This is a genomic window from Kiritimatiella glycovorans (genome assembly GCF_001017655.1).
Lineage (GTDB): Bacteria > Verrucomicrobiota > Kiritimatiellia > Kiritimatiellales > Kiritimatiellaceae > Kiritimatiella > Kiritimatiella glycovorans.
Genome location: NZ_CP010904.1, coordinates 2,615,065 through 2,627,843, shown reverse-complemented (window position 1 = coordinate 2,627,843; position 12,779 = coordinate 2,615,065). Strand labels below are relative to the sequence as shown.

The 12,779-nt window shown below is 60.5% G+C and carries 11 protein-coding genes; 6 read left to right on the top strand and 5 right to left on the bottom strand.

The annotated features are described in order from the left end of the window. Positions 1-16 precede the first annotated feature (16 nt). The 5 genes from L21SP4_RS10920 (at position 17) to L21SP4_RS10900 (ending at position 6,892) form a co-directional block, all read left to right on the top strand. Positions 17-637, top strand: a complete 621-nt coding sequence (locus tag L21SP4_RS10920) for an Amuc_1102 family pilus-like protein (RefSeq protein ID WP_052882679.1) — start codon at positions 17-19, stop codon at positions 635-637. Positions 638-662: 25 nt separating this feature from the next. Then, positions 663-2,372, top strand: coding sequence for a type IV pilus assembly protein PilM (pilM, locus tag L21SP4_RS10915; RefSeq protein WP_052882678.1), 1,710 nt, complete (start codon positions 663-665; stop codon positions 2,370-2,372). Next, positions 2,369-3,355 carry an Amuc_1100 family pilus-like protein gene (locus L21SP4_RS10910; RefSeq protein WP_052882677.1) on the top strand — a complete coding sequence of 329 codons (987 nt, stop codon included), beginning with the start codon at positions 2,369-2,371 and terminating at the stop codon, positions 3,353-3,355. The genes pilM and L21SP4_RS10910 overlap by 4 nt, the downstream gene beginning before the upstream one ends. A 4-nt stretch (positions 3,356-3,359) precedes the next feature. After that, positions 3,360-4,358 (top strand): Amuc_1099 family pilus-like system protein, encoded by a 999-nt coding sequence (locus L21SP4_RS10905; protein ID WP_052882676.1) that lies wholly within the window; start codon positions 3,360-3,362, stop codon positions 4,356-4,358. Positions 4,359-4,540: 182 nt separating this feature from the next. Continuing rightward, positions 4,541-6,892, top strand: coding sequence for a hypothetical protein (locus tag L21SP4_RS10900; protein ID WP_052882675.1), 2,352 nt, complete (start codon positions 4,541-4,543; stop codon positions 6,890-6,892). 195 nt (positions 6,893-7,087) lie between these two features. Here L21SP4_RS10900 and L21SP4_RS13560 read toward each other — a convergent pair whose 3' ends face one another. Together L21SP4_RS13560 and L21SP4_RS10895 are read right to left on the bottom strand one after the other, a co-directional pair. Continuing rightward, complete coding sequence (locus tag L21SP4_RS13560) at positions 7,088-7,456, bottom strand: DUF2335 domain-containing protein (RefSeq protein WP_417999900.1); 369 nt, start codon at positions 7,454-7,456, stop codon at positions 7,088-7,090. 221 nt (positions 7,457-7,677) lie between these two features. Further along, a complete protein-coding gene (locus L21SP4_RS10895; protein WP_052882674.1) occupies positions 7,678-7,896 on the bottom strand; it encodes a hypothetical protein in 219 nt (72 codons plus the stop codon). Between the two features lie 242 nt (positions 7,897-8,138). On the opposite strand from L21SP4_RS10895, the gene L21SP4_RS10890 reads away from it, so the two are divergent. Next, positions 8,139-9,197, top strand: a complete 1,059-nt coding sequence (locus L21SP4_RS10890; RefSeq protein WP_052880849.1) for an IS30 family transposase — start codon at positions 8,139-8,141, stop codon at positions 9,195-9,197. Between the two features lie 257 nt (positions 9,198-9,454). Here the strand turns inward: L21SP4_RS10890 and L21SP4_RS10885 are convergent, their stop codons facing one another. From L21SP4_RS10885 to leuS, 3 genes are all read right to left on the bottom strand, one after another. Next, on the bottom strand, positions 9,455-9,871 hold the full coding sequence (locus L21SP4_RS10885) for an HIT family protein (RefSeq protein WP_052882673.1): 417 nt from the start codon (positions 9,869-9,871) through the stop codon (positions 9,455-9,457). 16 nt (positions 9,872-9,887) lie between these two features. After that, the gene (locus L21SP4_RS12995) at positions 9,888-10,091 is read right to left on the bottom strand and encodes a hypothetical protein (protein WP_144413844.1); all 204 of its coding nucleotides are present in this window, start codon (positions 10,089-10,091) and stop codon (positions 9,888-9,890) included. A gap of 112 nt (positions 10,092-10,203) precedes the next feature. Next, entirely contained in the window at positions 10,204-12,759 is a 2,556-nt protein-coding gene (gene leuS / locus L21SP4_RS10875; protein WP_052883029.1) for a leucine--tRNA ligase, read from the bottom strand. Between the last annotated feature and the right edge of the window lie 20 nt (positions 12,760-12,779).

Below are 12,779 nucleotides of genomic sequence, written 5' to 3'. Positions count from 1 at the left end.
CTGAGGAGGGCGCAAAATGAAAATCGTTATCGGAAGGAGCCTCACGGCCCTGGGAATCGTCACAGCCCTCGTTCTGTCCTTCAGCAGCACTGCGGCCGAGGCGCAGGAGGTCGGATTTGAAATCGCGGAAGTGGAGGTTTTCCCCGACACCGCGCCCAAGACCCCGGATTACGACGTCAGTTCCGCCGGGTTGAATATCCGGGACGAAGCGAGGAAGACATGGTTCCGCATGGTGGTCGAATACGAAACCATGCCCGAGTGGATCGATGAGCTTACGTTCGATTACTATGTGCTGATGCGTCCTCCTGAGATGGAAGGCCGGCAGGAGAGCCCGCAGCCCGTGGTGTTCCACAAAAAAATTGATTATGTGTACATCTACCAGGGCGACGAGCATTTCAGCGAAGTCTTCATGCACCCCAATTCGCTCCGGCGTTTCTACGACGGCGATATACTCGAGTGGGCGGTGCTTGTGAGCTATAAGGGACGTGAGATCGCCGGGGAGAGCAGTCGCCAGGGTCAGGGCCGCTGGTGGGAACAGTTCTCCGTGCGTGAAGGGGTGCTCCGGAACCGTCTTGAGACGCCTTTTGCCTTTATCAACATTGAACAGTACGAAGAGATCAAGCCGGCGGCGCGGTAAACTGTAACGGTCGGGGACGAGACGGATGATGAAATCCAAACGCATTCTCGCGGTGGACATCGGAGCCGCAAGCGTCAAGCTGGCGGAATTTATACGTAGCGGGGAAGGCGGGATCCGGCTGCACCGGTTCGGCATGGCGCCCATCGATCCCGGAGCCGGGGAAGAGGCGAACCGCGAACTGCAGATCACCCGCACGCTCAAGAGCCTGATGAGCGAACACAGAATCGCCGCGGGCACGGCGGTGGTCAGCGTTGCCGGACAGTCGGTTTTTTCGCGTTTTGTAAGCTGCCCGCCGGTTGAACAGGACAAGATCCAGCAGATCGTCCAGTACGAGGCCGTCCAGAATGTGCCCTTCCCGATCGACGAGGTAGTCTGGGATTACCAGCTCGTCGAGCGTGGCGAGGAGGACGTCCGGGTCATGCTGGCCGCCATCAAGGCGGACATGGTCGAGGGCATTTCCTCGGCGGTGGAGCAGGCGGGGCTGGATCCCGACGTGCTCGACGTGGCGCCGATGGCGCTCTACAACGCCGCGCGCTACAACTACGGGCTGCCGGAAGAGAGCACGCTGGTGATCGACATCGGGGCCCGCTCGACCGATCTCGTGTTCATGGAGGCGGATCGCGCCTTTATCCGGAGCGTCCCCGTCGCGGGCCATACCATCACCCAGCAGATCGCGCGCGAACTCGAAGTGGAGAACGCCGAGGCCGAACAGCTCAAGCTTGCCCACGCAAAGCTGGGCGGTACGCAGGAGTCTTCCGGAGACGAGCAGGCGGCCAAAGTCCGGCAGTGCGTGCAGAATACGGCCAACCGGCTGCACATGGAAATCAACCGTTCGATCAATTTTTACCGTACTCAGCAGAACGGCAACCCCCCGAAGCGCATCATGCTGGCCGGGGGGACGGCCCGTATCGAGGGTCTCGCCGAGTTCCTGGGTCAGAAGCTCGGCGTCCCCGTCGAAAACCTCGACGCCCTCAAGGCGGTGGAGGTGGATTCCGGCATCGACTCCGCGCAGCTCGAAAGCGACCGGGGCGCGCTGAATGAGCTCGTCGGCCTGGCCTTGCGTAAGGTTCAGCCCTGCCCGCTGGAAATCAACCTTATGCCGGCGCGGCTGGTGCGCGAAAAGACGTTCCGCCGCAAGGAACCCGCACTCGTGGCGGCGCTTGCGCTGCTGGTGCTCACGGTCGCGGCCTGGGGCTACTACTTTTCCACGACCGCCAGCCTCAATCAGCAGGCGCTCGAAGGGGTGAGCGATCGCGTGCGGCATCTTGAGCAGATCGAAAAGAAACTCGAACTGCAGGAGCGACAGGCAGAAGTCCTCAAGCGCTATCAGTCGAGACTTCTGGGACTCGTGGGCCGTCGCGACACCTGGATGAACGTAATGAACCGTCTCGTCTCGGCGATCCCCGAGGGCATGTACGTCTTTAAGACGGAGTCGATGTTCGCCGACTCGGAACAGCAGGCGCAGGCCGGGGGACGCTCCCGCATGCGCGGCATGCCGCAGCCGCAGAATGGGGGCGGCGGGCTGATGGACCATCGGCAGCTTACGGGCGTGCGGATATCGGGCTTCGGCTACCTGGATAAGGTCGACGAAAATTCGGTGACCGAGTTCTGGAACCGGCTCAAGGCCATGGAGCCGTTCGGCGAGGGCACAAAAATCGTAAAGCAGCCCCTCCCCGGAACCTTCGCCCAGGAATACGTGATCGAGATCGCCTTCAAGGAGCCGTTTGAACTATGAAGTGGCGCAAACACATGCTGTTGATCGTGGGCGGCGGCATACTGGCCGTGCTCCTCATCGGGACGCTGGTCTACACCGTTCGCGAACAGGTAAAGGCTCTGCGTGTCGGCGGCGAACTCAAGCAGCAGCAGGAGCGCCTCCGGGAGCTGAATCGCCGGGACCCGTTCCCCAGCAAAGAGAACGTGGCGCAGATGAAGGAGAACGTAAATCAGCTTCAGGACCACATGGTTGATCTGATCGAGCTGATGCGGCGCGAGCAGCGGCCCAACGAGAATATCGCCCCCGTGGCCTTCGCCTCGCTGCTGGGCCGCACCCGTGAGCGGATGGTCGGATGGGCCGAGGACGCACGCGTTGCCGTCCCGGAGGATTTCAGTTTCGGGTTCAGCCGCTACGTGCAGGGGACCATTCCCCAGGATAAGTACGTCGACCGCCTCGTCAATCAGCTCTACGCCGTGGAGACGCTGTTCCATGTGCTCTGCGTGTCGGGAGTCCGTGAGGTCACCGACATCAAACGCGATGTTTTCGAACAGGCGCTCCGCGCGGCGGCGGAGCCGCGGACAGGCCGGCGCGGAAGCCGGGGGGGCGATCAGGGCCAGCCCGCCGAAGCGGGCTCGCTCGAGGCCAGCCATGTCGACCCCGACGACCTGTTTACCGCGGAGCGCGTCCAGATGTCGTTCAACACCAAGGAAGCGCCGATCTGGCGCATCCTGCACGCCTTGAGCCACAGCGACCGCTTCTCGGTGGTAAAGATCGTCAACACGGACACGCAGTCGGATATTCTCGATTTCGACCCCGAATCGGCCAAACAGGAGGCGGAGCAGGGGCAAGGCGGCGATTCGGGTTCGCAGGATCAGACGGTCGAGGCCGAAACCGAGGCAAGCCGGGAGGCGCGCAAGATCGCCGGTGACGAGACGATCACGGTCACTATGGTGGTGGATGTCTACCGGTTTGCGTCCAACATTGCCCTGAAGGAGAGCGAGTGAGGTCATGAAAGGGAACTTCGGCTGGATCGCGCGACATTATGAAAAAGCGGCCCTCGCGGCCGTCATTGTACTCCTGGCCGCTTCCGCGCTCTACGGCGTCATGCGTATCCGCGGCCTCCGGCAGGAGGTCCGGGCGGCCGCATGGGAAACGCCGCCGGCGGAGGTCAGTGCGGCGGCGGCGGTGTCCCAGCAGCGGATCCGGAACGCCATGGAGACCATGACGCGGGACGTGGAATTCAAGGAGAGCGGCCGGCCGCTGTTCACAAGCCGCACCCGAGTCCGCGCGGTCGGCTCAGGATATCCCATCCCCTATATGGCCGAAGTCTGCCCCTTTACCGGGGCCGAACAGCCGGCGCTGAAGGATCCCGAAAAAGTGGACATCGATGGCGACGGCATGCCGGATATGTATGAACGGGAAAACGGGTTCGACCCCACCGTGGCCGCCGACGCGACGCGTGACGCGGATAACGACGGCTTCACCAATTATGAGGAATACACCGCCGGCACCGACCCGCGGGACAGCAGCTCCTTCCCGCCGCCCGTGGCCAAGCTGCGGATGGTGCGCCGCATCGAAACCCCCTTCAAGTTCCTCTTCAAGTCTGTGACGCGCATCCCGGACGGGAGCAGGGTATTCGCACTCAACCTGCGGGAGGGCGGCCGGACGCACTTCGTTGAAATCGGGCAGAGCGTTGCCGGGATCGAGGTGAAACGGTACGACGAAGACAAACGTACGCTCTACCTCGAACAGGCCGAAAAGATGATCGCACTCGAACAGGGCAAGGAAATCAGTTCCTTCGAAGTCAAGGCGGGTATGATCTATCTGGTGGACAGCCGCAAGCTCGTGAAGCGCGTGGGCGAGACATTCACGCTCAAAGAAAAGCAGTATGAAGTCGTTGAAATCCGGGACGAAGAAGTCACCGTGAAGGCCGTGGAGACCGGGCGCAAGAGTACGGTGCCCAAGCTCACCGACGCGGAACGGCGGCGTCTGCTCACCGGGGAATAGGGAAGAGCTTCGCCGGCGGGGGGCCGGGGAGCGGTTCGTAGAAGAAAAGGGTCACTAGTGCAGAACAGTCGACCAGGGAGATAAAAATGGAACGGAAAACTGTTGCGGGAATCACGAGCGATGCCTATAACGCCCTTTTTGAGATGCGAACAAATTTGTCACGAAAACATAGGAGCAGCGCGATGTTCAGAAAACTGAGTATGATAGTCGTCGGTGTGATCACCATTGCGGGATTTCAGGCCGTGACGGCGCAGGAGACGATGGAGTCGATTTTTGAGGACCTCCCCGGCGGTGAGACTTCGTCCGAAGAAGAAGTGAAAGCGCCGGAAGCGAAGTTTGAGGTCGAAAAGCCGGCCGAGAAGGCCGAGCCTGAGGCCCCCGCAGTGAAAGCCGCACCGGAAAAGAAGAAAGCGGCAATGAAGGCTGAGAAGAGCGAAGCGGAAGCGAACGCTGCGGCGGAAGCCGAAGAAAAGGAAGCGGCCGAGCAAGCCCGCAAGAAGGCTGAAGAGTCCGAAAAGCGCGCCAAAAAGGAAAAGAAGGTCAAAGAGGTCAATGAACTCGATCAGATGATCGACCGTGGCCGGGACTATTTCAAGAAGGGAAAATTCGACCAGGCGCGCGTCATGTTCGAGACGGTCGTATCCAAAGACCCTTACAATAAGGAAGCTAACGAATACCTGCGCAAAATTGCGGATCGGCGCAATGCCTCCTACGAAGACAAGACCAGTGCGTCCCGGGCCGACATGCTCGCCGATGTCGAGAAGGCCTGGAACCCCCCTCTGCGCGAAGCGCTCCTTCCCAGAGAAGAGGAAGAGGAAGGGAAGGTTTCCGAAGAGGCGCAGAAAATCGAGCAGCTCCGACAGAAGCTCGAAGATATCATCATTCCCGAACTGGATTTCCGGGAAGCCAATATCAAGGACGTCGTAAACTTTCTCTCTGATATGTGTCAGCGGCAGGGCAAGCCCGTGAACTTTATTCTGCTCGGACTCGACAGCGCGAAGGCCCGGTCCCAGCAGGGTGGCGGAGATGACGAGGACGAATTCGGTTTCGGCGGCGGTGGCGGCGGCCAGCAGAGCGGCGGCGCTGAGGATATCACCGTCACGATCAGTCTGCGCGATATCTCCGTGCTTGATGCCCTCAAGTACATCACCGAAATGGCGGGCCTGAAGTACGAGGTCAATCCGAACGTGGTTACGATTACGCCCGTCGGCTACGTGGCGCGTGAAAAGCTCGAATTGCGCACGTACGATGTCATCCCCGCCATCGGCCAGGAAATGGAAGCCCAGGCGGGTGATGGCGAAGATACCGGCGGCGGCCGCGGCGGCGGCGGTGGCGGCTTCGAGCTGTTCGGCGAAACGACCGGCGGTGGTGGCGGCGGTGGCGGCGGCACCAGCGGCGCGATCGACGTAGCCGGTTTCTTCAGCGGGGTCGAATTCCCGCAGGGCGCGACAGCCGTGTACAGGCCGAAATTCAACACGCTGACGGTCCGCAACACGCCGCAGAACCTCGACATGATCGAAAAGCTGATCGAGCGTCTGACCCAGAAAGCGCGCGAACAGCTTTCCGCCCAGGTGGAAATCGAGGCCAAGTTCGTGGAAGTCAATGAAGGCGCGCTCTCCGAACTCGGGTTCGACTGGACCTTGAATGATGTCATTACCGCCGGCGGCGGAGACTACCAGATCGGAAGCGACGGTACGCCCGGCGACCCGACGGACGGCACGCCGCTCTTCAGCGATGGTCTTCGCAACAGCGGCGATCCTAATGCTCAGCTTCCCCAGGATTCCCCCTATCAGGACCAGACCGGCAGTCTGGTGCAGGATTTCTTCAGTACGGCTACCTCCGACTTCCTGATCTCAAAGATCGACGGGACGCAGGTGGATGTCCAGATTCGCGCGCTGGAGCAGAGCGGCGCCGCCGACCTGCTATCCGCGCCGAAGGTGACCACGAAGAGCGGCGAAGAGGCCACGATCAAGGTGGTTATCGTCCGCCGGTTCCCGATGGACTTCGATACCGAAGAGATCAGTGTCAGCGGCGAAGGCGCCGTGCAGGGCATCCCGCTCGCTTACATCGAGCCTACGGATTACGAGGATAAGGAACTCGGTTATATCCTCCGCGTCCGTCCCGATGTCGACACGGAGAGCAACACGATTAATCTGGAACTTGAGCCCCTGATCCGTGAGTACCTCGGCGAGGACGAACCCCGCACCGTGTACCCCGCCTTCCAGGACTCGGATCCGCTCACGGTCACGATGCCGGTATTCCGTGAACGCACCGTCACCACGCAGCTCTCCGTCGCCGACGGAAGCACGGTGGTCATGGGCGGACTGATCAATGAGTCCACCAGTTCCTTTGAGGACAAGGTCCCGCTGCTCGGCGATGTTCCCTACGTCGGGCGCTTCTTCCGGTCGGAAGGTGAGCGGAGCGAAAAGAAGAACCTGCTCATCTTCGTGACCGCGAACCGGGTCGACGCCTACGGGTACAAAACCCAGGATCGGCAGTCGGTTGAGCAGATGACGAAGTCGATGCAGCGGTAAATCGTAGACTCCCCGAAGCCCTGGCGGGCGGTCCTGCTGAACAGCAGGACCGCCCGTTTTTTTTCGCGCGAAGCGTGCGTATCAGATGGCCGGTTTTTATAGTGGCGGCTCTACGAGCCTCCTGTTCCTCCGTCAATCAGCGAGTCCCGGTGTTGAGAGATCATGGGATCGGCCTCAAATCGCCGACAAAGAACGCTAATTTTGAGAAGACGAAGGCGGAGAGGGAGACTTGTCGCTTGACGGGCGCTGAGATCGTTGTCCTGTGATGAAAGCATATACGAGACTGACTACAGTTGTCCCCGCGATTCCGCCTCCAACCCAGTCGTGACCCATGGTGGCAACAATTGCACCGGCAGTGATCCCGAACAGGCCTATGAGAAGGCCGAACAACTGGCTGCGTCCGCTCTGGGAAGTCTGACTCGTTACAATTATCCGTTCCATGTTGCGTCGATGGTCTGACTGTTTCTCGGCCATTGACATAATTCTGTCGGCCCCATTCGTGATATGCCGATTGTAGAGCGCTATATCTTCCGGTGGTGGTAGCGGACCGCGATGGCTCTTCATCACCATATGTGATGTGACGATGTGAAGCAGCTATACCCGCTGCTCCTTGGGCAAACCAGAGAGAATTTCTGGCGCTTCGATCTCGAGACGTGCAAGAACTTGGGAGCAAGGATCTTCTAAGTTCTCACCGTCTGCGGAAGACGAATCGTCAGCATCAACAGGCTGCGGCGGTTCTTCTCTCGGCTCTTCTGTCATCTAGAGCTTCCACTCAGCCATATTCATTATCGGCGAAAACCGGCTGGGAGAGACGACATGCAGGAGGAGAAATCGTTGCCGACAGCCTTCCAGTCAGAATGCAGGGCGGACATGTCGGTCAGCCTCCGGGGCGTCGATTGATCGAATCGGTAGTAATTGCCACCTACGGAAATTGCACTGCCGAATCCGGACAGCGTGTTTGATTGCGGCACGGAAAACCCCATATTATTAAAATCCATATCCATTTCGATCTTCCTTCTGCTGGCCCACAGCACAATTCCATATCCCAATGTATAGCTACGGAGCGCGCTTCAAAAAACCCCGACATGAATACAGACTCCCAGGGGAAACGGCAAGCAGAAAAAGTGGGGCATTCGCCGGTTGAGAAGTGTAATGTGAAATGCCGCAGGTATAGGAGAGAGCGTTCCATGCCGTGGTTCGCTATCCTTTGTGGTCTTACAACAGGACAACAGAGGAAGGAGACGGCATGGAACAGAATCAGAATAGCAGGAAGGGCAAGCACTTGACGAGGGTGGAGCGCATGGTGATTGAGCGGATGTCCCGTGGGGGGATCCCCCCACGGGACATCGCGGCCGCCTTGGAGCGTCACCCGCGTACGATCCAGCGTGAGCTCAAGCGCGGGACGGTGACCCACCGGGACTCGGAGTGGCGGGAATACCGGACCTACAGCAGCGATCGCGGCCAGGACCTCCATGATTACCACGCCACCGCAAGGGGGCCCGGTCTGAGGCTGGGCCGCAACTATGCGCTGGCCGAATTCATCCGTTGCCGCATTGTGGAACATAAGGAATCGCCCGATGTAGTCGCCTTTCGGATGCGTCAGGCCGGTCTGGAGGAGGTGGTGTGCACCAAGACGATCTATAACTACATCGATAAAGGCGTCATTTTCGGGCTCAGCAACGAGTCACTGTGGGAGAAGCGTAAGCGAGCCAAGCGGCGCAAACGCGGCGCTCGGCGGTTGGCGAAGCGGATTTCCAAAGGCAAAAGCATCGACCAGCGTCCCGAAGGAGCCGAGACGCGCGAGGAGTTCGGACACTGGGAGATGGACCTGGTGACCGGCCCCACGCGCGGGTCCAATGCCGCCCTATTGACCCTGGTGGAACGCAGACATCGGATCACGATCATTCGCAAGCTGCCTGATAAGAGCCAAGCCAGCGTGCTCAAAGTTCTCAGAGGGCTCGAGCGTGAACATGGCTCCCGCTGCTTCCGTCAGATTTTCAAGACCATCACGGTCGACAACGGCAGCGAGTTCCTGGACTTCGAAGCCTTAGAAGCCTCTTCCTTCTCGAAGCAACAGCGAACCCAGATCTTCTACGCCCACCCATACTCATCCTGGGAACGCGGATCGAACGAGAACGGCAACAGGATGATCAGACGGTTCGTGGCCAAGGGCCGGGATATCGCGCGCTTTACCAAGCAGAAAATCCGCGACATCGAGCTATGGATCAATAACTACCCGCGCCGGATCCTCGACTTCATGACCCCTCACGAACTCTTCACGAACGAACTCAAAACGATCTCATAAATGAAACAAGACCACTACATGCGGCATTTGGGTTTACAACCTACCGGGGCATTCGCCGGTCTCCTTCGCCATTTTCGAACGTGGCCATCTGCGGCGGCGACCAGCCGCCGTAGCATGAGGTCGTTGGAATCCGTGTCGATTCTCCCGCAGAGGTGCAGAGGGTCATTCTTCGAGACAGGGTGATTGGTCACTTCACATCCCGCAACCCACAACCTACAAAACACCAACCACATTTCACGCCCCACAACGCACAATCTTCAGGCGAGCGCGCCGCGGATCTTATCGGCGAGATCCGCCATCTCGGAGGGATCGCCGTAGCTCTTCGCATCCCAGTTCCAGTGATGCCCGTCATCGCTGTAGCGGGGGATCACATGGACGTGGATATGAAATACGGCCTGCCCGGAGCAGCGCCCGTTGTTCTGAATAATGTTGATTCCCTCGGCGCCGAGCGATTCGCGCTGCGCGGCGGCTATGCGCTTGGCCGACCGGAACAGCGCGGCGACGATCTCGTCCGGCGTATCTTCAATCGGGTCGTGGTGGACTTTGGGGATCACCAGTGTATGTCCCCTGATGATCGGGCCGATGTCCATAAAGGCGAGCAGCGCTTCGTCCTCCCAGACGATTTCCGCCGGGATCTCTCTCCGTACGATCCTGCAGAATATGCAGTCTTCCATGAGGGCCCTCCTGGGTCTAGTTGCTTGTTGGTGGTTGATGGGGGGTGGCGCCGGACTCCGGACTCCGGAGACGATGGGGTGGGGGCTGGTGGCGGAATTCGCGCACGAGCAGGCCCAGCAGGGCCAGCGCCAGAATCGTCGCGACCAGTTTCCGCTCGCGCGGTGTGAGTTCGAACCAGGGGCAGAGCGCGAGCCGCCACCATTTCAGCAGGAGAGTCATGCGGATATTAAACCATGAGGAGCGAAAGACCCGGAAGTGTGTTCATGATTAGAATCCGCTTCATGCTCTTCCTCCCTTCATGGTGAATTCCATTTTCGCAGCATCTCCCTCCTCAGGAGGCGGCGATGTTTACCAGCCTTCCGGGCACGACGATGACCTTGCGCACCGTCTTGCCCTCCGTCCACCGGGCCGTCTGGGGGTGATCCATGGCGACCTGCTCGATGGTTTCGCGCGGGGCGTCGGCATCGACCTCGAGCTGCCCGCGCACTTTCCCGTTCACCTGCAGCGCGAGCTGAATGCGGTCGCGCTTGAGCGCCTCGCGGTCCAGTGCGGGCCATTGCGCCGTCAGTACGCTCTCCCCGTGGCCGAGCTCCCGCCACAGCTCCTCGGCGATGTGCGGAGCGAAAGGCGAAATGAGCAGGATCACGTTTTCGATGGCATGACGATAGACCGCCTTCGCGGAATCGGTGCTGTCCGGCGCGATCTTGAGGTCGTCCGCGGCATTCATCAGCTCCATCACCTGGGCGACGGCGGTGTTGAAGTGGAACGCGCCGTCCAGATCGCGGGTGATCCGTTCGATGGTCTCGTGGACCTTGCGGTAGAGGTTACGTTCGGGCTCTTCCATCGCGTCGAGAGCGGGGAGGTCCGCCGGGCTGGAGTCGAGCAGGTCATGATGATCGTACACACGCCGCCAGAGCCGGTTCAGGAAACGGAAGGCGCCCTCCACCGCGTCGTCGCGCCATTCGGCCTCCTTTTCCGGCGGGCCGATGAACAGCGTATAGAGGCGGACGGTGTCCGCCCCGTATCTGCGGATGAGTTCGTCCGGGCTGACCACGTTCCCCTTCGACTTAGACATCTTGTAGAGCTTGCCGTCGACTTCGTTTTTACGGCAGATCATGCCCTGCGTGAACAGGTGCGCGAAAGGTTCGTCAAAGTCGAGGAGGCCGAGGTCGCCGAGCGCCTTGGTGAAAAAGCGGGCATACATGAGATGCAGGATCGCGTGTTCAATGCCGCCGATGTACTGGTCGACGGGAAGCCACTGGTTGCAGCGCTCCGTATCCACGGCCTTCTCCGCATCACCCGCGTTGAGGTAGCGCAGAAAATACCAGCTCGAATCGACGAAGGTGTCCATCGTATCGCTCTCCCGCCGCGCAGAGCGGCCGCATCGCGGGCAGGTTACGTTCATGAACGTATCGGACGTCTCCAGCGGCGATTCGCCGGCGGGACGGAATTCGACATCCTCCGGCAGCCGCACGGGAAGCTGATCGTCGGGCACGGGCACCGTGCCGCATGCATCGCAGTAGATGACCGGGATGGGGGCTCCCCAGTAACGCTGACGGCTGATCAGCCAGTCGCGCAGCCGGTAATGGATCGTGCCCCGGCCGAACCCGTGTGACTCGGCGTGGCGGATCATCGCCGGGATGGCCTCGCGGTTATCCATGCCGCTGAACGGACCGGATTCGACGCATACGCCGTCCCCGGTGTAGGCGTCGTCCATCGATCCCGGATCCGGCGTTTCGTCTTCCGGCCGGATGGAGACGCGGACGGGCAGGTCGTATTTGCGGGCGAAGGCCCAGTCGCGCGTGTCGTGCGCCGGCACCGCCATCACCGCTCCGGTGCCGTATTCCATCAGTACGTAATCGCCGACCCAGAGCGGGATGCGTTCTTCGTTATACGGATTCACGACGTAACGCCCGGTGAAGACGCCGTTTTTCTCGACCTCCTCCGAGGTGCGGTCGATCGCGCTCAGTTTGCGCGTATCGTTCACGAACGCGCGGACGTCGTCCGCCTCCGGAAGCCCGTCGATCAGCCTGTCCAGATCCGGATACTCGGGGGCGAGCACCATGTAGGTGCAGCCGTAGATCGTGTCGACGCGCGTGGTGAAGCAGGGGACGCTGCCGCACGGGTCGTTCCCGCCGTCTTCACGCGCGACCAGCGGGAACTCGATGCGCGCGCCCTCGCTGCGTCCGATCCAGTTTCGCTGCATGGTTTTAACCCGTTCCGGCCAGCCTTCCAGCTCGTCGAGATCTTCGAGGAGACGGTCGGCGTAATCGGTGATTTTGAAAAACCACTGCGAGAGCGCCTTCTGCTCGACCGCGCTCTCGCAGCGCTCGCAGCGGCCCTCCACGACCTGCTCGTTCGCCAGTACCGTGGCGCAGGACGGGCACCAGTTCACGTTGGCCCGCGCCTTGTAGGCCAGGCCGCGCTCGTAGAGGCGCAGGAAGATCCATTGCGTCCAGCGGTAATACTCCGGCTCGCAGGACGCCAGCTCGCGGTCCCAGTCGTAACAGCATCCCCACGAGTCGAGCTGACGCTTCATCACCTCGATATTGTTCATCGTGTTATCGCGCGGCGCGACGCCGGTCTTGATCGCCGCGTTTTCCGCCGGGAGTCCGAAGGCGTCCCAGCCCATCGGCGTGAAGACGTTGAACCCGCGCATCTTCTTGTAGCGCGCCACGGCATCGCCGATGATGTAGTTGCGTCCGTGTCCTACATGCAGCCGTCCCGAGGGGTACGGGAACATCATCAGGCAGTAGTACTTGTCCTCCGTGCGCTCGAGATCGGCATGGAACATCTTCTCGTCGTTCCAGAACTTCTGCCAGCGCGGCTCGATCTCGCTGAAGGGATATTTCGCTTTCACTTCCTTCGTCTCCTCATTCCTGAACATCATAAAGCGACCAGCATAAG